The sequence below is a fragment of the Planococcus sp. TJ-201 genome (genome assembly GCF_058268495.1).
Map to the genome: position 1 here is coordinate 623,606 of NZ_JBZDOG010000001.1, position 23,260 is coordinate 646,865.

Genomic DNA, 23,260 nt, shown 5'->3' on the forward strand with positions numbered 1-23,260 from the left:
AAATTTTAAAACAAAGAAGGTGCCCAATATGAAATACGACATTATCGGTGACATTCACGGCTGCTACCAAGAACTTTTGCAGCTCATCGAGCAACTCGGCTATCAAAAACAAGGGGCTTTGTTTGTGCATCCGGAAAAACGGCGACTGGCGTTTGTCGGCGATGCGATTGACCGTGGCCCACAGTCGCTTGATGTGCTGAGGTTGCTGTTTGCGCTGCAGGATGACGACATGCTTTATTATTCACCTGGCAATCATTGCAATAAACTTTTTCGTTTTTTTAAAGGCCATGATGTTCAACTCGCCCATGGCCTCGAAGTTACGGTAGCGGAATGGCAGCAACTGCCTGAACCGGAAAAAAAGCAATTCCGGAAACGCTATATTCATTTTTACGAACAACTTCCACATTACCAACAGCTGGAAAACAACTTGATTATTGCACATGCCGGATTAAAAGCTGAGATGATTGGAAAGCCGCTCAGCAAAGGCATCGCGATTTTTGTGTTGTATGGCGACATCACCGGAAGGTTCCATGCCGACGGCCGTCCTGTCCGGCGTGACTGGGCTAAATCCTATAGAGGGAGCAAATGGGTGGTCTATGGACACACGCCAACTATACAGCCTTATTTTATTAACAACACCGTCAATATTGATACCGGCTGCGTATTTGGAGGCACATTAACCGCTTTCCGCTATCCCGAAAAAGAAATTGTTTCGGTACCTTCCCAGCAGCCTTATCAACCAGAACGTTTTCACCTCTTCACCTAAATTAATGACTGCATGTCCTGATTCAGCACAGAACTGAAAAAAAGCTGATCTCCCGAAATCGGATGAACCAATTCCAACTCCGTACAGTGAAGCGCCTGGCGGTTCAGCAGGTCCCTTTTGCCGCCATACAAGTCATCGCCTAACAGCGGATGGCCGATATGCGCCAAATGAACACGGATTTGATGGGTTCTGCCAGTATTCAATTGCAGGGTAACATGCGAATAGCCTTCCAGCTTTTGGAGTACACGGACTTCGGTTTCTGCAAATTGGCCGTCAGCGCGCACCTCCCGTTCAATAATGCTGGCATTTTTTCGTCCGATGGGAGCGGTAATCGTAAATTCAGTTTGTTCTACAGTTCCATGAACCAATGCCTCGTACCGCCGTTTCATCTTTTTCTCCTGCTGCTGCAGTGAGATCATGTGATGGATATGGCGGTTTTTTGCGATGCAGACAAGCCCAGAGGTATCGCGGTCCAGCCGCGTCGCAATATGCAGAGTAGAAGGAATGCCATGGTCGTTGAAATGCTTAGCGACAATATTGGCCAAACTCCCAAACGGATGCTCTCGCGATGGAATGGTATTTTGCAGAGGGGGCTTTTCAACAATCAGCAAAGCCTCATCTTCGTAGACAATTTCCAAATTACCATCTTCTGCGGATAAGCCTTTTCCATGCTCTTCATTCGGAAAAATAACGGTCACGGCATCACCTGTTTCCAAGGGATGCCTGACCGTTACTTCTGCGTCATTTACCAAAATCCGGCCACCGCCGTATTTGACGGAAGCCAGTGTGCGTTTAGAGATGCCCCACTCCGTAAGTGCTTCGCGCAACAGACTGGGAGCTTTGGCAGTGTACGTTAATTGAAAAGGCTTCATGGCGCTCAATCTGACAGCTCGCTGTCAATGAACGAATCATGGACACGCTGCCAGAATGGAAATGCGCGGAATCTGGCAAACCGGACTTTTTCATTCGCTACTTTGTATTCAATCGATTTTACGTCTTTGTGAAGCAATTGAAGATGATCAATCGTGACCATAAAATCAGGTGCTTTTACCGGGCGCAAAGCACATCGATGATGGCCAGGCAAAACAAGCGGCGATCCCACTGTTCGGAAAACCCGATTATTAATCGAAGCCATTTCGGTTAATTGCATCGCCTGCAAAGACGGGTGGATAATCGCGCCTCCCAGTGCTTTGTTGTAAGCTGTGCTCCCTGAAGGCGTAGACATGCACAGGCCATCTCCCCTAAAGCGCTCGAAATGATGTTCGTTTAAAAAGACGTCCATAACCAGCGTGACATCCGGAGACTTGACAGTGGACTCGTTCAACGCTAAATAAACGGCCGGATCATCTAAATTCTGGTAGTGGATGCTGACTTCCAGCAACGGATACTCAATAACCTCGTATTCCTTTTTCGCAATCGATAAAACAAGTTTTTCAATTTCTATCGGCTTCCAGTCTGCATAAAAACCCAAATGGCCAGTATGTATTCCAACAAAAGCTACATCTGCCAGCTTCTCACTGTATTTATGAAATGCATGAAGCAAAGTTCCATCCCCGCCAATTGACAGGACAACATCAGGCGCTTCTTCGTTCCACTCCATCCCAAAATCCTCCAGGTAGTTTCGTGCAGTGGCCATCAACTCGTTGGATAATTTATCACTTCTCGATATGATATAAAACTTCATCGTTCTGGTCGACCTCCTTCTCTATCGGTTCGAAAATGGGTTCCGGGTGATTCCTTAAATTCGGTAAAATAGGCTTGAGCTTCCTGAATCTCATCGCGAATCTGAGACATTTCCTCGTCCAATTGAAACGCAGCTTCAGCAGCACGTTGAAGCCGATTCTTAATTTCTTCCGGAAAAACACCTTTGTATTTATAATTCAAGGAATGCTCGATTGATGCCCAGAAATTCATGGCCAAAGTCCGAATTTGAATTTCCGCTAAAATCAGCTGCTCTCCATTTATCGTTTGAACTGGATATTCCACAATCACGTGATAGGATCGGTAGCCACTTTGTTTTTCATTGGAGATATAGTCTTTTTCTTCCACAATGCGCAAATCTTTGCGCTGCCTCAACAAGCCGACCACCGTTTCAATATCCCCAACAAATTGGCACATCATGCGAATTCCAGCGATATCCTGCAATTGGTGGGCAAGTTCTTCGGAAGGCTCAAACGGAATGCCTTTTTCCAAGGTTTTGTCGTAGATGCTTGCTAAAGGCTTAACGCGGCCAGTCACAAACTCGATCGGCGAATTGGTATTGTCATTCTCAAATTGGCTTCGCATGCCTTTGAATTTTATCTTTAATTCATCTACTGCCTGTTTATATGGTGCTAAAAATCGATTCCATTGACCCATCCCCGGTCCTCCTCACTTCTTTTGCCCCGCTTTAACGGGCAGTAGGATCAACTAACAATTAGTGGGAGATTCCCCACCGATTGCAGTTTCTCTTTATGTTCGTGAAGCAAGTGCCTCATGAAATGCCTGTTCTACAGCCGTACGGAACGCTTCACCGTAATTGTCATTGCCTTCGATGTTCTCTACCAACATCCATAATTCTTCATGAAACTCTGCCAGCGGCATAATTTGTTTGCCCCATGTCAAGAGCGGAACTTTTTCTTGCTGCAGCGCTTTGGTCAACGCTGGCCATGTATGTACGCCAAACTGAACATATATATAGTCCGTACCCGTATCCAACAGATAGACAAACGCCTGATTGTCAGAATCTGTGAGCATTTGGCCTGAAGCTTCTATTGCTTCTGCTGGTTCCATTTCTTCAATGAAGAACTCAATTTTATTTTCAGTAATTTCGGTTCGGTTAATTGCCACAAGTTTATGCAAATCGATACTTCCTTTCTAGCTTCCTGTTATTGATATTTTAACACAGCTCTGCCATTCGTTGCAGTTTGCACTGAACTATCCGATAATGAAGTTACTGCCTAAACTGAACAAACGATGTGCTGCTTCGCTTCTTTCAAGAACCCTAGTGCAAGCAGATTATTCAATAGCAAAAGTTCTTCCAATTAATTTTTACAAAGAGGTGTCCCATGACAAAAGAACTTGAAATCGAATTTAAAAACATGCTGACTAAAAAAGAGTATATACGCTTGCTGGAAGATTTCGCTGCTTTTCATGACGGCCCCATCACCCAGCACAACCATTATTTTGATACAGCTGATTTTCAATTAAAGAAACAGCGCAGCGCTCTGCGCATCCGCAATAAAAGCGGCCTTTTTGAGTGCACATTGAAAACGCCGGCATCTGTTGGCAACTATGAAATTACTGATAAACTAACCAAAGAACAAGCACGGCGCATGCTCGATTTAAAAACGTTTGAAGCGGCAGAAGTCTCAGATACCCTGCAAAAAATGAACGTATCCATTGCCGAATTAAAGAAAATTGGGACATTGACTACCCACCGTGTGGAATTCGATTTGTTGGACGGCTTGTTGGTGATGGACCATTCCGAATACAACGGCCTGGAAGATTTCGAACTCGAGTTCGAAGTAACAGATGCCAAAGAAGGCAAAAAACGCTTCGCCAATTTTTTGCAGCAGCAAGGGATACCCGAGCGGCCAGCAAACAAAAAAATCGCACGTTTTATGGATTCTGCTTCTGCACATCCTCTAGATTAACATTTTTCAACCCTAAAATTTGCCAGCTGTTCAATCGATTTGTTTGAGATATTCAGGCTGCGTTGTTAGAATGAATTTACAGCTAAAGCAAAGGAGACACGATAATGACTGGAAAACCTATTATTCCGTACGAAGAGATCGGTGCGGAAACATTATCAAAGTTAGTCGATGCATTTTATGCTCGCGTAGCGGCACATCCACAGCTGCAGCCTATTTTTCCAAATGACCTTTCAGAAACTGCCCGTAAACAAAAACAATTTTTGACCCAATATTTAGGTGGACCGAATCTTTATTCAGAAGAACATGGCCATCCAAGACTCAAAGCACGGCACCACCCATTTGCAATTACGCCCGCTAGAGCTCAAGCTTGGCTGGAGTGTATGAGTGAAGCAATGGACGAAGTTGGGTTGAGTGGCAAATTCCGTGATACCTTATACAATCGCCTTGTTTTAACAGCCCATCATATGATCAATGAGTCTGATAGTGAGGAGGAGTTGGAGTGAGCAACTTAGACTTGGCTCAGGAAATTCGTGAGCCTGCGAATTCCTTTAAACCAATGGAACTGTATGTTTTCGTAGATCCGTTAAATTCGGAATGCTGGGAACTGCAGGGGATTATCCGAAAGTTACAGATTGAATACGGCCATTATTTTTCCATGCGCATTGTGTTGAGTACGCAATTATCCAATTTAAACAAAACAGTACTCTCATCAAATATTGATACCAATAATTTAACACATCCCGTTTTGCCTTCAGTAGCTATAAAAGCTGCAGAACTTCAAGGAAAACGATCAGGAAACCGGTTCCTTCACAAATTACAGGAGCATTTATTCCTCCAATCAAAAGACGTCTCTTCATACAGCGTCTTATTGGAAATTGCGGAAGAAGCAGAATTGGATCAGGAAGAGTTCAAATTGGATTTTCATTCTGTACATACCGCAAAAGCTTTCCAATGCGATTTACAGATCACCCGTGAAATGGAAATCAACGAAGTGCCAAGCATCGTCTTTTTCAATGAATGTATTGAAGACGAAGGTGTTAAAGTATCCGGACTTTATTCGTACGATGTTTATCAAACAATTTTACAAGAAATGTTGGGGGAAGAAAGCTTGAACCGGCAAACCCCACCGTCCTTGGATGATCTTTTTACAAAATACTCAACGATGGCAACTAAAGAAATAGCCTCTATATACAATATTTCCGAACAAACCGCAGAATGCGAATTAAAAAAGCAAGTGCTTCAACAAAAACTTGAGCGCATTTGCATGCCAAAAGAAACTTTATGGAAAGTAAAATAAGCTGTGTCCCACTTTTGTGGGACACAGCTTATTTTTTGGGTCTTGGATTTGGCTTCGGAAAGTATTTGAGAGTTTTTGGAACGTATTTTATCTCTAGTGGAAAGTATTTAGCCCGAACTAGAAAGTATTCGTGCAGATTCAGAAAGTATATCCATTTAAATGGAATAAACCTTTTAAAAATGCCCGTCGAATCTCCACGGGCGCTTCCGCTTTTCTTTATGTCCAGACTCCTGCGCCCAGATTCTCGGGGCATAAGCCACTCTGGCTGTGCGGCAAAAAACGCCGCTTCGCCAGATCGTCTTATGTCCGTCGAATCTCACGGGCGCTTCCGCTTTTCTGTAACCAAAGCGAAAGGCGCCTTCCACGTCCGGAAGGCGCCTTTCTATATTACACAAAGGGGATGGGAGAAATGTTCACGCTCAAACAAAGGGGTGTATGTTTGTATGTGATTTATTTCACAACCCAATCTTATCATGGAATAATAGTTAATGCAATAATTCACAAATGCTTTCACAAATCTGTCATAATTAATCTGATTTAAAAATATCATTCTTTTATTTTAGTTATTTTAAAATAGCTAAAATAAAAGAAGTGGACTTAATAAGTCCACTTCTTTTACATAATTATTTATTCAGCAATAATTTCTCAAGTTCATTCAGCTTTTGTTCGAAGACTTTGCAGGCTTCTTCGACAGCTTTTGATTGCGTCATGTCGACACCAGCTTTTTTCAGCACTTCAATCGGATAATCCGAGCTGCCAGCCTTCAAAAACTCATTGATATAACGGTCTACTGCAGGCTGCCCTTCTTCAAGGATCCCTTTGCTAAGCGCAGTAGCTGCACTAAAACCAGTAGCATACTGGAAAACGTAATAATTATAGTAGAAGTGTGGAATTCGTGCCCATTCCAACCCTATTTCTTCGTCAACTGCCACGTCGGGTCCGAAATACTTTTGATTTAATTCATAATAAACTTCTGTCAGGCGATCAGCTGTCAACGCTTCTCCGTCCTGATCCATTTTGTGCATCAAGTGTTCAAACTCCGCAAACATTGTCTGGCGGAATACAGTCCCCCGGAATCCATCGAGCCAATGATTCAGTAAGTAAATGCGCTCCTGGTCGTCTTCAGTGGAATTTACCATGTATTCGTTTAACAAAGCTTCATTAGTAGTCGAAGCCACTTCTGCTACAAAAATTGAATAGTCTCCATAGATGTAAGGCTGGTTCGCGCGTGTGTAATAGCTGTGGACACTATGGCCAAATTCGTGCGCCAATGTAAACAGATTGTCCACATTGTCCTGCCAGTTCATCAAAATATACGGATTGGTTCCGTAAGCCCCTGATGAATATGCTCCGCTGCGCTTCCCTTTGTTCTCTTTGACGTCTACCCAACGATTGTCGATGCCTTCTTGCACAATCCCTACATATTCCTCTCCAAGAGCTCCGAGGCCTTTAAGCATTATGCCTGTAGCTTTTTCATATGGAATCTCCATTTTTACTTCTTTAACTAGAGGCGTATGCATATCCCACATATGAACTTTGTCGATTCCAAGCACTTCTTTGCGCAGCGCTGCATAGCGGTGCAAAAGATGAAGATTGTTATTAACCGTTTCCACCAAGTTATCGTATACTGCTTCTGGAATATGATCGTCAGCTAATGCCGCTTGGCGAGCAGACTCAAACTTGCGAATGCGTGCATTGACGTTGTCGCGCTTAATGTTGCCTGATAAGGTGGAAGCAAAGGTATTGCGGAATTTCCCGTAAGTTGCGTATACCGCTTTAAAAGCATCTTCCCGTACACGGCGATCTTTACTTTCCAGGAAGCGAATGTAATTGCCGTGCGTAATCTGGACTTTTTCGCCTGACTCGTCTTCGATTTCCGGGAATTCCAAATCGGCATTGTTCAACATGCCAAACGTTTCAGAAGATGCACGGCTTACTTCCGACATTTGCGCAAGCAAAGATTCTTGTTCTGCAGGCAACACGTGTGGACGAAGCGAGTTTAATTCCTCAAGTGCTTGTTTGTATAGGTTCAATCCTTCATGACTTTCTACGTAGCTGTTTAGTACAGACTCTTCCAAAGCCAAAATTTCAGGCGTCAGAAACGACAAGCCAGCAGACACTTTCGCAAATAACGATTTTACACGGCTGTCCATCGCTTGGTATTTCGAATTGGTCGTATCTTGATCGTAGCGCATATGCGAATACGTATAAAGGCGTCTTAAGCGCTCGGTCAATTCATCTTTATAAACCAGCACCTCATAAAGAGCGGCAGCACTTTCCTGCAATTTTCCTTGATGCGACTCTGCTCTGTCTCCAATTGCAGAAACTTCCACAAACTCTTTTTCCCAAAGTTCATCGGTTTCGAATATATCTTCCAATTTCCACGTTAGTTCTGTTGGAACTTCTTCTCTTGCCAATACTTTGTTTACCATTTAACTTCCTCCTCTGTCCCATTCTTTCGGGAAACGAACTACACCTTATTTTCTCAATTTTCGCAAGTTTTTGCAATAGTTATGGTAGGCGATATCCAAAAGACTGGAATCTTCAGAGGAAAAGTCTTTTATCGCAACATACAGAGCCAGGTATTCTGACAATAACTCAGCAGCTTGAGATATTTTGGATGCATCTGTTAATGCCAATTTACCTGAAGCAACCAATTTTTCCATAGAAATCCCCTTTTCAAAAGCTGCTACTGCCTGTAATTGCCATAATACAGCAGGTTGTTTGAAACATTCGGCACCAAGTAGCGGCAGTCCAAAAAAAGACGGCAAATCGACCATATCCAGACGCAATTCGTAACATAAGCGGCAGTATAAGCTTTTAATTCGATTTTCGATGTACAACTGGCTTCGAATATATTGCTGTTGCAAATTGTAAAAAATACCGAGCACGACATTAAATTCATCTTTGTTCAGCTTTTTGGGTACTGCGAAAGGAAAGACTTGATTTCCAGCTCCAAGCGACTTGGTTTTTCCTACCCATCGATTTGCACTGACGTAAAACAAGTTGGAGTGATAATAAAATCGATTGTCAGTCGGATGGAACAACAGTATGAAAAAAGACTGAGCAGCATATTGCCTCATTTCAAGTTCATGTGTTTTCAGCCGGAGCAACCCGATTCCCTCGCAGTAAGGATCTTTTAAGCCTTTAATCCATACAGGCTCCTTATTCATCTTTAAATAGCCTTGTGAACGCTGTTTAAGTTGTCCAGCTTGTATTGCGCTGCATTGAAACTCGATGGCGATACGGCCATTAACCAAAAGATCTGCACGCTGACGAATTTCGGGAATATAGCTTTCTAATTCGACTTTAAAGTTACGCTGAGAGAAGAATTGATAAAGAAGAAGTTTTCCATGGAGATGGAGAGAAGATTCTGGTTCACTGAAGGTATCGCAAGAAGTAAGAGTTCGATGTGCAAAATGTGGGATATTGATTTTACCAACCTTTAAAACCAAAGGGGCACGGCAAGAAGGGCATGAAAAGTTTTTTCGAAGACGAATCTCCTGAAGTTCTGTTCGGGTATGCTTTCCAGTTAAATAAAACAATTCATCTTGTTCAGTTTTCGCTACCAGTATATTGATCACACTCCTTTCTTCCATTCTATGGAATTGATCCTTTTTTGGCAATAAAAAAAAGACCTCCTGAATAGGAGATCTTAACCAAAATAATGAAGTACATTTGAGAGCGCGTCTTCTTTGAAAATTGGTTTGCCGTATTCTTCAAGGCGATGAACAGTTACCGGTGAAATACGTAAATACTCAGTGATAATGCTGACATTGTTTTTGATGTCTTCTTCCGAATGAAGGATTTCATCAAAACTTGTGTAAAGGTAATACTTGTTTTCGAAATGATAAACTGCGGATTCAATTGGCACATACATTAACCGGCGCGCAATTGGCAACAGTTCCTCTACTTCAGAGAAAACAAATGTATATTCAAGTTTCTTAATGTCAGGCTCATCAAAAACCGGTTCGAATTCATCAAATTCCGGAGTGACCGCATCTTCACTTGCAAACATTTTACGGCGTTCTTCTATATCATCAGGCAAATCAAGCTTCTGCCCATCTTTAGTTAATTGAGCACGTGTTACTGTAACTTCAAGACCTTTGTCCATAGCCTGGACTTGGATCCAAAGCGGACCTTCCATTACGAAATCGGCTTCTTCATTAACTTCATCCATCATTTCCCAAAAAAGCTCTTCGCTCTTATCTCTGTTAAACCAGATTTCGTCACGGCTAAACCCTCGCTCTTCAACGTCGAGATAGGAAATGTAAAATTTAACTGTGTTGTCGTTGATACGTTCGATTTCCATTTTACACCTCTCCTTTACGGTTTGGACTAAGAGAACATTCCTCAGAGCCGTGCTGTATTGCTTCTTACAAGTATAACTTTTTTCATTGCTAAAGAAAAAGTTTATGCCTATCACCTAAGACAAGTTACAAGTACATAGAGTTTAATGCACTTAACAGATTTATGCAACTAATTAAAATAAAGAAAAGCTGCCCAAGATCTTTTATGAAATACCATAAAGACCGGACAGCTGATGTGCTTTAGTTAGTTCACCATTCGCTGAGCTTCAAGCAATTGATAAGCTCTAACTTTGCGTGGAAGGAATCGGCGAATTTCATCTTCGTTGTAGCCGACTTGCAAGCGTTTCTCGTCCATAATAATTGGACGGCGCAGCAATCCAGGATGCTCTTGAATTAATTCGTATAAACGCTGAAGCGGTAAACTCTCAACATCAACATTTAGTTTTTGGAATATTTTAGAACGGGTAGAGATGATTTCATCTGTGCCGTCTTCAGTCATACGTAAAATTTCTTTGATTTCGCTGATTGTCAATGGCTCAGAAAAAATATTGCGTTCTGTATATGGAATCTCGTGTTCCTCAAGCCAAGCTTTTGCTTTTCTGCAAGATGTGCAGCTTGGAGAAGTGAATAATGTAACCATCATAGTGGAGCACTTCCTTTCGGATTCTTGAAAATTATTTAATCGTTTCAAATTAGAATCATTATAGTTTAGAGGCTCTACATTCATTATACAATGTATGGTGAGAATTTAATAGCTTATATCCATAAAAAAATTAAAAATCAATCTTTTTGTCACATAATAGCTATATATTCATTATACTTACACAACTACATAATATAATTTTACCCCTTTTTCTACAGTCGTAAACTTCTACACTAAAATTATTTATTCTCAGTTACAAAATCTTTTTGAAAATGTTCTTACACCTATATAATACGTTTCAAAAAGCAAATAGTTTCGTTTGAAGCTAAAATTTATGCGGAACAAATTTTTAAAACGATTAAGAATTACTTAGTTTTTCAAAACAAGGACTAGCAATACTGAATATTTATAAGCTGTTTTAAAAGAAAAATATAATAAGCTTTAAAAGGTCAGTTAAGGTGTATAGTCTACTCCAGGTGAATAAGAGTTTCCTGCATTCCACAAAAGATATTCATCGATTCCGTTGTCTTGTAACGCCTTGATTTGAGCTTCTACTTCTGCTTTGCCATATCTCTTATAGTTGCCTGATCCCAGGTAGCTTGCTGTGAAATCTTGCAGCCATGGCCGAGAGACCGGTGGATTGTCTAAAGCATCCAATACTTGATTTTCTACCTTGGCATATTCAGCTACTAGCTGATAGGGTTCAAGGTCCGGTTTGGCGATTCCAAAATAAGATGTCCAATGACTTGGGTAAATCATGGAAGAAATAACATCTACATTTTCTGAGATCCTCGAAAAATTCTGGCCGATGCCTGGAGCTTCCGGCAAAGTAGCCGCATAACCGAAAATATCAACTGACACTTCTACTCCATAAGGTGCTAACTGCTCTTTGGCGTATGCCACAAAATCCGTAACTGCCTCTACTCGTTTTTGTATCGGATCAATATCTGCATCTTCGTAGTCCCCGAGTGAGTAACTCAGACTATCCGCACGGTTTTCAAATCCTTCCGGAAAACGGACATAATCAAATTGGATTTCTTTAAATCCAAGTTTGGCTGCTTCGATGGCCACTTGCACATTATAATCCCATACTTCTTTCATAAACGGATTTACGAATGACTCACCTCGGTTGTTTTTCCAAACTTGATCACCGTCCATAAACGTCAGTTCTGGTCTTTTTTCAGCCAAAACCGTATCTTTAAAAACAACTACACGAGCAATTGGATAAATTTCTTTTTCCTCTAATCGTTCCAGCATCGCTCGTGGATCTTTTATTAAGGCTTGTCCCATATCAAATTCAGCCAACCGGGATCCTTCTTCAGGTATGTATGTTAAGTACCCGAGATCTTCTTTAATATCAATTACCATGGCATTCAAATCCGATTCATCTACCAGATTGATTAAAGAATCGAATCGTTGTCCTCCTGCAGAGTTAGCCGTCACAAATATTCCCCGGACAGCATCTGGATAAGCAAATTCCAAGCCTGAATCAAAGGTATACAAACTTGATGCAGCCAATACTTTTGGATCAAGTTCTACAGTGTGGTAAGTTCTAGGTGTGAAATCTGGTGCCTCGTCTTCTTCCGCAGCATAGACACTGCCTGCACTTGCTAAACTTATACTTGCTGCATAAATAGCCAGCCACTTCCATGATTTTTTCATTCTCTGCACCCCTTTATTCCACTTCCCCAGTTTAAAAGACATTCTTTATATCGAATAATCTCTGCAAAAGTCAGATTGATTTAACAAATAATCGCATAGAGCTGTACACCGCCAATTGATCATAGTTTTCATATCCATTGTTCTTCCATTCTATCATTTATCTGACAAATTGAAATATATTTATTGAATAAGCATACAAAATTTTCTAAAAAAACTATTCATTAGTATTTAATTATTTGCATTCCAAAATGATTTCAACCAAAAAAAACGATGTCCCGGAGAGGACATCGTTCTTGTATTAATTGCTGACTGAAGCTGCTTTAATCGATTCAAGTTCACGTTCTGAACATTGAACAAAATGCCCAGGGCTGATTTCTCTCATACGCACATCATCAGCTTTTGTATAATCATGAACTGCAGGATCGTAAGACTTACGCACCCGGTTGCGCTCGTAGTTTGGATCTGGCAATGGAATAGCTGACAATAACGATTGCGTATACGGGTGCAATGGATTCTTGTATAACTCTTCTGCTGGTGCCAATTCTACTAACTTACCGAAATACATTACGCCAATGCGATCTGAAATGTACTTGACCATTGATAAATCATGAGCGATAAAAAGGAAAGTTAATCCCTTCTCTTCTTGAAGTTCCTTCAATAGGTTGACAACCTGTGCCTGGATTGAAACATCCAGGGCGGAAATCGGCTCATCGGCAATGATGAAATCAGGATCTACAGCTAAGGCGCGGGCAATTCCAAGACGCTGGCGTTGTCCACCTGAAAACTCATGGGGATAACGGTTCGCGTGCTCTTTGTTCAAACCAACAGTCTCCAGTAAGTCATAGACCATCTGTTTGCGTTCAGCCGGATTTTTTGCAAGTCCATGAATATCGATGCCTTCTGCAATAATGTCCATAACTTTCATCCGCTGATTCAAGGAAGCATAAGGATCCTGGAAAATCATTTGCATTTTACGGTTGAATTTCTTCAGTTCCGTCTTTGATTTTTTGCCATGGACGTTTTCGCCTTCATAGTAAACATCGCCATCAGTGGCGTCATATAAACGAATGATTGAACGGCCGGTGGTTGATTTCCCACAGCCCGACTCGCCAACCAATCCTAAAGTTTCCCCTTTGTAAATATCAAAGCTAATGTCATCTACTGCGCGGACTTCATTTGCTTTACCGATATTGAAATACTGTTTCAAGTTTTTAATTTCAAGTAATTTTTCAGCCATTAAACCGCGCCCCCTTCATAATATCTGCTTCCCGGGAATTTCTTCATACGCTCAATAACGGTCAGTGGCGGTTCCACTTGTGGCGCATCAGGGTGCAATAACCAGGTAGCAGCCGAATGGGTTTCACTAACTTTGAAGAATGGAGGGTTTTGCTCCATATCAATTTTTAGTGCATATTCACTGCGTAGAGCAAAAGCATCTCCTTGCGGTGGATCCAACAAATCAGGTGGAGTGCCTGGAATTGCATATAATTTAGCATCTTCCGTGTCAAGCGATGGCATAGAACTCAGTAAGCCCCATGTATAAGGATGTTGAGGGTTATAGAAAATTTCATCGACTGTACCGATCTCAACAATTTTCCCGCCATACATCACTGCTACACGATCTGCTACGTTTGCCACAACACCAAGGTCGTGTGTAATGAAAATGATAGAAGTATCAATTTTCTTCTGCAGATCTTTCATCAATTCCAAGATTTGAGCTTGGATTGTTACATCAAGTGCAGTTGTAGGCTCATCTGCAATTAAAATTTTTGGGTTGCAAGCCAAGGAAATGGCGATAACAATCCGCTGGCGCTGGCCACCCGAAAATTGGTGAGGATATTGCTTCATCCGCAATTCAGGTTTTGGCATCCCTACAAGACGCAACAAGTCAATTGCCACTTTTTTGGCTTCGGTGGTGCTAATTTTTTGGTGTTTCAGCAAAGGCTCTGTTAATTGACGCCCAATTGGCATTGTTGGATTTAAAGACGTCATTGGATCCTGGAAAATCATCGAAATTTCTTTTCCACGGATTTTCTGCATTTCTTTGTCGTTCAACTTTGTCAAATCACGTCCGCCAAATAAAATTTCACCACTTTTAAATTCCGCTGAATTTTCTGGCAGCAAACGCATGATGGATTTTGTCGTAACAGATTTGCCTGAACCCGACTCTCCCACAATTGCTAAAGTTTCGCCTTTATATAGATCAAAGTTAACCCCACGTATTGCTTTAACTTCCCCGCCTTGGGTGTTAAAGGAAAGCTCGAGGTCTTTTACTTGTAAAATTTTCTCCATTATCAACTTTCCTCCTTAATCTTTCATCTTCGGATCGAGGGCATCACGAAGTCCGTCACCAATCAAGTTAAACGCAATCATGATTAAACTTAGCAAGACAGCCGGGAATGCTAAAATATGCGGTGAAAACTGAATCAATGCATATCCATCGTTAATCAATGTTCCGAGTGAAGCGTCCGGTGCTTGTAGCCCTAGTCCGATAAAGCTTAAGAAAGCTTCAAAGAAAATAGCACTTGGAATGGTGAACATCGTGTTGATGATAATAACGCCCAAAACGTTCGGCATCAAATGTTTCCAGATTATGCGTGTGTCACTTGCCCCTAGTGTACGGGCGGCTAAAACAAATTCCTGGCTCTTATATTTAAGTACTTGACCACGAACGACCCGCGACATGCCGGTCCATCCGGTTATGGTCAAGGCGATTATAATGGCCAATATTCCCGGATCCATAATTAAAATAAACAGGATAACTACAACCAAGTTAGGAATACCTGTCAAAATTTCGACAATACGCTGCATAAAGTCATCAACGCGCCCGCCGAAGTATCCAGAAATCCCACCATAGATAACACCGATCAACATGTCAATCGCAGCTGCCACAAAGGCTATGAATAAAGATACCTGAGTACCTTTCCAAACGCGAGAGAACATGTCACGGCCCAACCCATCAGTTCCGAACCAATAGTTAACTTCAACATTTTTCATTTCGTATAGGTCGACTTCCTGTCCACCTAATGTACCGACACCGTCGAAAATCCCAAGATTCTCAACTACCGGAATTTTCGGTGGCAAGTTTGCGTGAGTGATTGTTTGTGCATTCGGCTCATATGGGCTGATTATCGGACCTAGAAATGCCATTATGACAACCAAGCCAAATAAAATTAAGCTGAACAGAGCACCTTTGTTTTTGCGAATACGGTACCAGGCGTCTTGCCAGAAGCTGACGCTTGGTTTTGTGATGCGCTCTGCTTGATGGGAATCTAATGTAATCCGCTCGAACGACCCTTTTGGAAGTTCCGGGATTTTATCAATTTTTTGAGTCATTAACTTTTACCTCCTGAAAGACGGATACGAGGATCAATGACACCATACAAGATATCTACCAGCAAGATAATCACAATTAGGAATACGGAGAAGAAAATTGTAGTTCCCATGATGATAGAAAAATCGTTGACCATGATCGATTTAACAAATTGTTCCCCGATGCCTGGAATTGCAAAAATCTGTTCTACGACGAGTGATCCTGTAAGGATTGATACAGCCATTGGTCCAAGAACCGTTACCAATGGAATCAATGCGTTCCGGAATGCGTGTTTAAATGCAATCTCAGACCCGCTTGCGCCTTTAGCTTTTGCCAATGTAATATAATCTGAACCAAGAACTTCAATCATCTCTGTACGGATAAAACGTGCTGCTGTAGCAAGTGGGAACATTGCCAGTGCGATAGACGGCAACACACTCGACATAAAGCCATCTTTCCACAAAGCAACCGGGAATAGTTCCCATTTCAATCCAAACCAATATTGAAGCAATGAAGCAAATACGAAGGAAGGAATCGAAATTCCGACAATCGCTACAAATGTGCTGGTGTAATCAACCCAAGTATTTTGTCTTAAGGCGGCAATCATACCCAACAAGATTCCCAATACCGTTCCTAAGATCATACCTTGAAAACCAATTTGTGCAGAAGGACCCATTCTACTTAAAATGACATCAGTAACTTCTGCTCCTTTAAATTGATTGATGGAAATTCCTAAATCACCTTGCACTAAGCCAAACATATAATTGAAATACTGAACCGGAAGCGGTTCATTCAATCCATATCTAGCTTCTACGACTGCCCTTTGTTCTGGAGATAATTTATCTGCGGAAGCGACGGGGGATCCTGGTAAAATTTTCATTAAGAAGAATGTAAAAGTAGCGATCAGTGCTAAAGTGATCACCATATAAATTAAACGCTTGCCAATATACTTCGCCATAGTGCACCTCCAAATTATTTCTATTTGACAAGCCCCTTGCATTTAAAATGCGGACTTGCAGCATTCATTAGTTAGCAGAAAATGGTCAATTTTCGGTTAATTGCTTCACATTAGAAAAGAGAGTATATCGACCTAAAAATGCGATATACTCTCTTTCTATTTTGTTTTTACAGTAACGGGATTAAATTATTCTTTGCCCGAAATGTATGCCCATTTGTAGCTGTAATCTCCACCGAATGGGTGTGTAACGATTCCGTTAACATAAGGCTGTTGAAGAGACATCAAACCACGCTGATAGATTGGCGCGATTGCAGCGTCATCTTCAAGAAGGATTTTTTCAGCCTGTGCCATTGCTTCCCAACGTGCAGCAGGATCTGTTGCCAATTCGCCTTTAGCTGATTCAACTAAAGCGTCATACTCTTCATTTGAGTAAGACATTTTGTTCTGTGCAGATCCAGTAACAAACAAGTCAATGAATGTCATAGGATCCTGGTAATCAGGTCCCCATCCAGCAGTTTGGATGTCATAGTCCTGAGCTTCGTCAAGTTCTAAACGAACTCCGAAAGGTACTGCTTTAAGGTTGATTGTCAAACCTTCAAGGTTAGTTTCAAGTTGTTCTTTCAAATAAGCATCCATGTTTTTAGCAGTTTCAGTGTCTCCACCTAGGATTTCAAGAGTAACTTCTTCTACTCCCAATTCTTCAAGGCCAGTAGCCCAATGTTCTGCAGCTTCTTCAGCGTTGAATTCAACAAGATCTCCATTAACATCACGGAAGTCTGTGTTGCTTTCATCGAAAGTAAATTCAGTTGGTACTAAGTAGTTAGCTGGCAATGAACCGTTAGCTAATACTACGTCAACCAAATCTTGCTTGTTAAAGCCTTTTGCAATTGCTTGGCGAATGTTTACGTTTGATAATGCATTTTCTTCGCCGTTACGTTCTTGGTTAAGTTTGAAGTAGAAAACAGTTGGTTCCAATTCAGTAACCAAGTTTTCGTCATTTGCATATTGCATTGCAAATTCACCGCTCAAACCAGCACGGTCTTTTTCACCAGAGTTGTATAGGTTAACTGCAGTAGCAGGTTCTTTTACAACATCTACGTTGATCGTTTCAAGTTGAACTGTTTCAGCATCCCAGTATTCAGGATTTTTTTCCATTGACCAAGTTAAACCAGTACCATCCCAGTTAGTTAATGTGAATGGTCCGTTAAAAATTAAGTTTTCAGAATTAGAAGCATAAGCATCGCCTGCTTCAGTTACGAAAGCTTCGTTCTGTGGGTAGAAAGTTGGGAAAGCCATTAATGACATGAAGTAAGGAACTGGACGTTCAAGTTGTACTTCAAGAGTGCTGTCATCTACAGCAGTAACTCCAAGTTCAGAAGGTTCCATTTCGCCTTCAGAAATTGCAGTAGCATTTAGAATTGAACCAGCCATCATGTATGCTCCGTATGGAGAACCTGTAGCAGGATCAATTGAACGTTGCCAAGAATAAACGAAATCATTTGCAGTAACTGGAGTACCATCTGACCAGTTTGAATCACGTAATGTAAATGTGTAAGTCAAGCCATCTTCACTAACTTCAGGCTCGCCTTCAGCGATTGCTGGTTCAGCTACATTTTCCTGATCTAAACGGAAAAGGCCTTCGTTAACGTTGTTGAAAATGTTGAATGCAACTGCATCTTCAGCTAAAGAAATATCCATAGTAGGAATTTCAGCGCTTTCCATCAAGTTAAGAACTTGTTCAGCATCCGGTTCTCCACCAGTAGCTTCTCCTGTTTCAGTTCCCTCGTCTGTCTCTGCAGGTTCAGTTCCTTCTTCGTCTCCGCCGCCACATGCTGCTAGAAAAGCACTTAGAACTAAAACTAGGCTTAGTAGCCAAAAAATCTTGCTGTTCTTCACTAAATTGACCCCCTCGAATTTTCTGAAAAATTGGTACAAGGCTAATTATACATAATATTTTTTTCTTGTACAGAACTTTTTTTGGAAATTTTTACACTCTTGTAACAATTCCGTTACATTGTTATTACAGAACACCGCACGAATATTGGATTTGTAAGCGTTTTCTGCGTCTACGATAAATGAAGATTTTTTTGATTTTTTTTTAAATTTCTTCTACAATTGAGAAGAATCGAGGTGCCCAAGGTGAAAAAAATCTTTTTTTCAGTAATAATCATTCAGCTAATGATTTTTATTACAATATTTTTTCGGACAGAGAGCTTATCTCTTCTGTCATATATTAACAACTCATTCGTATATGGTGGGATTCTAATGTTTTTCGGTTTGTGGGTTTTCGTCGTACGGACAGGTGTATTTGATATATTCACAATAAGTATGAGAAAAGCATTTAAGCTGAAATCGACATTGGACGATGATGAAATGCGTCCTCCTTCCGAAACACTTGGCTTTTCAAGCGCACCATTGCTCGTTACCGGAACTATCACCTTGCTGTTAATGGCAATTTGTCTCGTAATTTATAGCCTCTAGTATTGCTTCCTAAAATGCTTCTGTATTATACTAATAAGATATAAAATGAGCGTTGAAAAAGAAGAGTAAATGCAGTTCCTTCTATATAGAGAGTCTGTGGTTGGTGAAAACAGATGGAGTGCTGCATTGAATGGACTTTTGAGCTGAATCGGTGAACAACGAGTAGCCGGTTCCGTGTTCTTCACGTTATGAAGAAGAGTGGCCGGCGACGGCAACTAGGGTGGTACCGCGGAAAACACATCATTCGTCCCTTTTTTATGGGATGTGTGCTGTGTTTTTTACTTTGAGGAGGAATTGGAATGAAAAAAATCTTTTCAGGCGTTCAGCCTACTGGAACGGTAACACTCGGGAATTACATAGGTGCTTTTAAACAATTTACCGATTTGCAGGATGAGTACGACTGCATCTTTTGCATCGTGGACCAGCATGCCATCACGATGCCTCAGGATCGCTTAGAACTTCGCAAGAATATTAAAGCATTAGCAGCACTGTACCTGGCTGTAGGCATTGATCCTGATAAAGTGACCTTATTTATCCAGTCTGAAGTGCCAGCGCACGCACAAGCCGGATGGATGCTTCAATGCGTTTCAACCATTGGAGAACTTGAACGTATGACGCAATACAAGGACAAATCGGCTAAAAATGCTTCTGTGCTCGCTGGATTGTTGACCTATCCGCCATTAATGGCCGCTGATATTTTGTTGTACCAAACCGATATCGTACCGGTTGGAGATGACCAAAAACAGCATATTGAACTGACGCGCGATTTGGCAGAAAGATTTAACCGAAAATACAACGATATTTTTACAATTCCTGATATCCGTGTTCCGAAAAATGGCGCACGCATCATGTCGCTTCAAGACCCAACCAAAAAAATGAGCAAATCCGACACCAATAAAAAAGCAATTATTACTTTGCTTGATGACTTGAAAACGATTGAAAAGAAAATTAAAAGTGCCGTTACCGACTCTGAAGGCATTGTCAGTTACGATCCAATCAACAAACCCGGTGTGGCTAACCTATTGACCATTGAAGCTGCGTTGACTGGTGAAACAATTGATAGTCTGGTTGCGAAGTACGAAGGTTCCGGATATGGGGATTTTAAAGCCTCTGTGGCAAAAGCCGTCACTGAGCATTTAGCACCTATCCAAGAGCGATATGCCGCTTTGGTTAATTCGGATGAACTGGACAAAGTTCTGGATACTGGCGCTGAAAAAGCCAATGTCCTGGCAAACAAAACATTAAAGAAAATGGAAAATGCCATGGGTCTGGGACGAAAAAGATAACATCAAAAAGGAGCTGCATAATCGCAGCTCCTTTTCATTCGGTTTTTATTCTGCAGTGATTGGTGATTCTGCACTGACTGCAAGTTCATTCAAATAGACTTCCGTTCCATCGCCGATTGCGTAGTTTAATACGCGATCGTTAACCGGGCTTAAGACTGCACGGTATAATGTCGGGAATACTGGAACTTCTTCAACCATCAACTGCTGCCATTCATTGTAAACTTCCTGACGGTATGGCAGGTCAAATGATTCTTCTGAGCGCCCTTCTGCAAGAAGACGCTCATTTTCTTCATTTTCCCAACGGCCAAAGTTGTAAATAGCATTGGCACCGTAAAGTCCTGAAGGATCTACGTCAATACCGACTCCCCATGCAGCCTGATAAACGTCTACATTTGGATCATCTTCTCCGCCGTTTCCGACACGGTCATAAAACGAGTTGAATTCAAGCATTTCCAAGTTCACTTTCAAACCAACAGCTTCCCAAGACTGAACATAGTATTGTGCCAATGGTTCAGCTGTGTCGCCGCCTGTCATTGAGATAAAGTTAATTTCAAGCGGATTGCCTTCTGGGTCTTCACGCAAGCCATCTCCATCTGTATCTACATAGCCTGCATCATCCAAAAGCTGATTTGCTGCTTCAGGATCATACGCACGGCCTTCATTGCTGTCGTCATGGAATTCAGGGTGGGATGGTGGAATCAATGTTGTCGCATTCCAACGCAAACCGTTGTAGAAGCGTTCGCCTACTGCTGTGTTGTCTACCGCATGCCACATCGCCTGACGAAGTTCCTTGTTATTCATTTTTGCTTCAGGATCATAAGCTACAGTGCTGCTTTCAGCATCCCACGTTCCTAACTTAAAGCCGATGTATGTGTAGGCGCGATCAATCGCTCCCAAATACTCTACGTTGGACATTTCAGCATTGTCTGGGAATTGATCTACCGGGAATTCGCTGATCAAGTCAACTCCGCCAGTTTCCAGTTCCTGAACAACTGTTGAACTGCTGATTACTTTGATTGTGACGCCATCAAGGTTTGGTTCACCGCGCCAGTAGTCTTCGTTTTTGGTAAGAGTTACAGACTCACCAGGTACGATGCTGTCTACTTTAAACGGTCCAAAACCGATTGGGTTTTCGCGCACTTCAGGTGAAGAAGAAATGTCGGCAACTGCCATGTCTCCAAAGATATGTTTAGCCAATGGATAAGACCAGATGCTTCCTGTCAAAAGAGAAGGTGTAGACTCGATGTACGTAATAGATAAAGTCTTGTCATCAATTACTTCAATACCAGAAATTGTGTCTGCTGATCCACTATTGTATTCTTCCATTCCTTCAATGTTCGTGAAATCAGAGTTGTAACGCGGGCCATCATAATCAGGGTTTCCGATGACTTCGTGTGCAAACAACCAGTCTTCTGCCGTTACAGGTTCACCGTCATGCCAGTTGACATTGTCGCCAATGGTGAAAGTGAATGTACGGCCGTCTTCTGAAACTTCATAGGTTGCTGCCCCGTCATTTGTGTAGACATAGTTCTCATCCCAAGTCAGTAAACCTTCATCAAACCATTCAAGGATTTCAGCATCCGGCGCACCAGAATAGAAATTCCAGTTTAAGGTCCCTTCAAATACAGTATCCGATACCAAACCAAATGTAATAGTTCCGCCATCAATTGCTTCGCCTTCATTTGTTTTTACATTGTTGAAATCTTCGATGGAATACATTCCGCCATTTTCAAGCTCCTGTCCGCCATCTGAAGCAGTTTCTCCGCCGCCTTCTTCCGTAGAAGTTTCCTCATCACCCGAACAAGCTCCTAATATCAAAACAAAAGACAACATTGGCAATGCTAAATATCTAGACCACTTATTTTTCGGCATTCTCTGTTTCCTCCTCTTTCTTTTCAAATAAAGTTCTTTTGGACTGCTGTTGTACTTGAATAGAGTTAATTCTGCCTGGTACTGAGAACCCTACTCCCCCTTTTCCCCACTTTTTGTTACCCTCTGCGCTGTCGGGCATCGGTAGCGCGTTTTAAGGCTTGCCCGACGTTATTTATACAAAGCATCAAGACAAAAATTAGTATTGATGCCGGCAACCAAATCCACCATCTTAATTCAAGTGTTTGAGGGTTTCTTGCATAACTGATCAAGGTCCCCAAACTTGGAGTCGATTCCGGGAAGCCAAACCCTAAAAAGGAAAGGCCGGATTCGATTCCGATATTGCCTGCCAAATTTAACGTCATCGTCACAATAATGATCGAACTAAGGTTTGGCAGAACTTGAAAGAACATAATTTTAAAATCAGATGTTCCCAATGTCTTAGAGGCTTTTACGTAATCCAACTCTTTTTCCTGAAGTGCTTTTGAACGGATTAGCCGTGCAATCCCCATCCACAAAAAGGCGGTCATGATTAACGAGAAAGAGACGATGCTGTATCCAGGTACTGCTGTAACGAATGCAATAACAATCATTAAAATTGGCAATACCATAAAAAAGTCAACAAAACGCATAAAGACATTGTCTACTGTGCCGCCGTAATATCCAGAAATCAGGCCAACCAATATGCCAATGATTCCTGTCAGCAGCGTGACCAAAAATCCGATAGCCAAAGAATTTCGGGTCCCAATAATCAGTTGCCCAAAGATGTCTCGCCCACCGTAATCGGTACCTAGCCAGTAAGTAGCGGATGGTGGTTCATAGAGCGCAAAGAGATCGACTTTGATGATTTCGGACTGGTCCATAATGATGGATGTACCAAAAACGCCAACAATGATCAGGAACAAAAAAAGTAGAGAACCAAATGCAATTTTGTCCCTTATTAATTCTCTCAGTAATATACTGAATCCGGATGGGCTTTTTCCAAGATCCACATCTGGGATTTGTACTCCGCTATCTTTATCAATTCTCATATTTACACC

At 41.6% G+C, this 23,260-nt stretch carries 22 protein-coding genes and 1 other annotated feature; of the genes, 6 read left to right on the forward strand and 16 right to left on the reverse strand.

Annotated elements, in window-relative coordinates; genetic code table 11:
- Positions 1 to 28: 28 nt before the first annotated feature.
- Positions 29 to 766 carry a bis(5'-nucleosyl)-tetraphosphatase PrpE gene (gene prpE, locus AC4EG4_RS03360; protein WP_490986907.1) on the forward strand — a complete coding sequence of 246 codons (738 nt, stop codon included), beginning with the start codon at positions 29 to 31 and terminating at the stop codon, positions 764 to 766.
- On the opposite strand, the gene AC4EG4_RS03365 is transcribed toward prpE, so the two are convergent.
- From AC4EG4_RS03365 to AC4EG4_RS03380, 4 genes are all read right to left on the reverse strand, one after another.
- Positions 763 to 1,638, reverse strand: coding sequence for an RluA family pseudouridine synthase (locus AC4EG4_RS03365; protein WP_490986908.1), 876 nt, complete (start codon positions 1,636 to 1,638; stop codon positions 763 to 765). The genes prpE and AC4EG4_RS03365 overlap by 4 nt on opposite strands.
- 5 nt (positions 1,639 to 1,643) lie before the next feature.
- A complete protein-coding gene (locus tag AC4EG4_RS03370; protein ID WP_490977722.1) occupies positions 1,644 to 2,450 on the reverse strand; it encodes an NAD kinase in 807 nt (268 codons plus the stop codon).
- Positions 2,447 to 3,124 carry a GTP diphosphokinase gene (yjbM, locus tag AC4EG4_RS03375; protein WP_490977721.1) on the reverse strand — a complete coding sequence of 226 codons (678 nt, stop codon included), beginning with the start codon at positions 3,122 to 3,124 and terminating at the stop codon, positions 2,447 to 2,449. Before yjbM ends, AC4EG4_RS03370 begins: the two co-directional genes overlap by 4 nt.
- 93 nt (positions 3,125 to 3,217) lie before the next feature.
- Entirely contained in the window at positions 3,218 to 3,607 is a 390-nt protein-coding gene (locus tag AC4EG4_RS03380) for a UPF0738 family protein (protein WP_490977720.1), read from the reverse strand.
- A gap of 206 nt (positions 3,608 to 3,813) precedes the next feature.
- Between AC4EG4_RS03380 and AC4EG4_RS03385 the strand changes: the two genes are divergently transcribed.
- The 3 genes from AC4EG4_RS03385 (at position 3,814) to AC4EG4_RS03395 (ending at position 5,698) form a co-directional block, all read left to right on the forward strand.
- Entirely contained in the window at positions 3,814 to 4,401 is a 588-nt protein-coding gene (locus AC4EG4_RS03385; RefSeq protein ID WP_490977719.1) for a CYTH domain-containing protein, read from the forward strand.
- A 104-nt stretch (positions 4,402 to 4,505) separates the two neighbouring features.
- Positions 4,506 to 4,904: a globin domain-containing protein gene (locus AC4EG4_RS03390; RefSeq protein WP_490977718.1), complete on the forward strand. Its 399-nt coding sequence runs from the start codon at positions 4,506 to 4,508 to the stop codon at positions 4,902 to 4,904.
- On the forward strand, positions 4,901 to 5,698 hold the full coding sequence (locus AC4EG4_RS03395; protein WP_490977717.1) for a ClpXP adapter SpxH family protein: 798 nt from the start codon (positions 4,901 to 4,903) through the stop codon (positions 5,696 to 5,698). The genes AC4EG4_RS03390 and AC4EG4_RS03395 overlap by 4 nt, the downstream gene beginning before the upstream one ends.
- Positions 5,699 to 6,321: 623 nt before the next feature.
- On the opposite strand, the gene pepF is transcribed toward AC4EG4_RS03395, so the two are convergent.
- From pepF to AC4EG4_RS03445, 10 genes are all read right to left on the reverse strand, one after another.
- The gene (gene pepF / locus AC4EG4_RS03400; RefSeq protein WP_490986909.1) at positions 6,322 to 8,130 is read right to left on the reverse strand and encodes an oligoendopeptidase F; all 1,809 of its coding nucleotides are present in this window, start codon (positions 8,128 to 8,130) and stop codon (positions 6,322 to 6,324) included.
- A 45-nt stretch (positions 8,131 to 8,175) separates the two neighbouring features.
- Positions 8,176 to 9,324 (reverse strand): competence protein CoiA, encoded by a 1,149-nt coding sequence (locus tag AC4EG4_RS03405; RefSeq protein WP_490986910.1) that lies wholly within the window; start codon positions 9,322 to 9,324, stop codon positions 8,176 to 8,178.
- A gap of 29 nt (positions 9,325 to 9,353) precedes the next feature.
- Positions 9,354 to 10,010, reverse strand: a complete 657-nt coding sequence (gene mecA, locus AC4EG4_RS03410; protein ID WP_191713877.1) for an adaptor protein MecA — start codon at positions 10,008 to 10,010, stop codon at positions 9,354 to 9,356.
- Between the two features lie 242 nt (positions 10,011 to 10,252).
- Complete coding sequence (gene spxA / locus AC4EG4_RS03415) at positions 10,253 to 10,648, reverse strand: transcriptional regulator SpxA (protein ID WP_006829729.1); 396 nt, start codon at positions 10,646 to 10,648, stop codon at positions 10,253 to 10,255.
- 456 nt (positions 10,649 to 11,104) lie between these two features.
- Complete coding sequence (locus AC4EG4_RS03420; RefSeq protein ID WP_490977714.1) at positions 11,105 to 12,313, reverse strand: putative glycoside hydrolase; 1,209 nt, start codon at positions 12,311 to 12,313, stop codon at positions 11,105 to 11,107.
- A gap of 298 nt (positions 12,314 to 12,611) precedes the next feature.
- Positions 12,612 to 13,550 carry an ABC transporter ATP-binding protein gene (locus AC4EG4_RS03425; RefSeq protein ID WP_490977713.1) on the reverse strand — a complete coding sequence of 313 codons (939 nt, stop codon included), beginning with the start codon at positions 13,548 to 13,550 and terminating at the stop codon, positions 12,612 to 12,614.
- Positions 13,550 to 14,605, reverse strand: coding sequence for an ABC transporter ATP-binding protein (locus AC4EG4_RS03430; protein WP_490977712.1), 1,056 nt, complete (start codon positions 14,603 to 14,605; stop codon positions 13,550 to 13,552). The genes AC4EG4_RS03425 and AC4EG4_RS03430 overlap by 1 nt, the downstream gene beginning before the upstream one ends.
- Positions 14,606 to 14,620: 15 nt before the next feature.
- Positions 14,621 to 15,649 carry an oligopeptide ABC transporter permease gene (opp3C, locus tag AC4EG4_RS03435; RefSeq protein WP_490977711.1) on the reverse strand — a complete coding sequence of 343 codons (1,029 nt, stop codon included), beginning with the start codon at positions 15,647 to 15,649 and terminating at the stop codon, positions 14,621 to 14,623.
- On the reverse strand, positions 15,649 to 16,584 hold the full coding sequence (gene opp3b, locus AC4EG4_RS03440; RefSeq protein WP_490977710.1) for an oligopeptide ABC transporter permease: 936 nt from the start codon (positions 16,582 to 16,584) through the stop codon (positions 15,649 to 15,651). Before opp3b ends, opp3C begins: the two co-directional genes overlap by 1 nt.
- 186 nt (positions 16,585 to 16,770) lie before the next feature.
- A complete protein-coding gene (locus AC4EG4_RS03445; protein WP_490977709.1) occupies positions 16,771 to 18,480 on the reverse strand; it encodes a peptide ABC transporter substrate-binding protein in 1,710 nt (569 codons plus the stop codon).
- Positions 18,481 to 18,762: 282 nt separating this feature from the next.
- Between AC4EG4_RS03445 and AC4EG4_RS03450 the strand changes: the two genes are divergently transcribed.
- Positions 18,763 to 19,065 carry a DUF3899 domain-containing protein gene (locus AC4EG4_RS03450; RefSeq protein WP_490977931.1) on the forward strand — a complete coding sequence of 101 codons (303 nt, stop codon included), beginning with the start codon at positions 18,763 to 18,765 and terminating at the stop codon, positions 19,063 to 19,065.
- A gap of 43 nt (positions 19,066 to 19,108) precedes the next feature.
- Positions 19,109 to 19,320, forward strand: a binding site (T-box leader).
- 44 nt (positions 19,321 to 19,364) lie between these two features.
- Entirely contained in the window at positions 19,365 to 20,351 is a 987-nt protein-coding gene (gene trpS / locus AC4EG4_RS03455; RefSeq protein WP_490977708.1) for a tryptophan--tRNA ligase, read from the forward strand.
- Positions 20,352 to 20,396: 45 nt separating this feature from the next.
- On the opposite strand, the gene opp4A is transcribed toward trpS, so the two are convergent.
- Together opp4A and AC4EG4_RS03465 are read right to left on the reverse strand one after the other, a co-directional pair.
- The gene (gene opp4A, locus AC4EG4_RS03460; protein ID WP_490977707.1) at positions 20,397 to 22,223 is read right to left on the reverse strand and encodes an oligopeptide ABC transporter substrate-binding protein; all 1,827 of its coding nucleotides are present in this window, start codon (positions 22,221 to 22,223) and stop codon (positions 20,397 to 20,399) included.
- Positions 22,224 to 22,339: 116 nt separating this feature from the next.
- Positions 22,340 to 23,251, reverse strand: coding sequence for an ABC transporter permease (locus tag AC4EG4_RS03465; RefSeq protein ID WP_490977706.1), 912 nt, complete (start codon positions 23,249 to 23,251; stop codon positions 22,340 to 22,342).
- Positions 23,252 to 23,260: the final 9 nt, after the last annotated feature.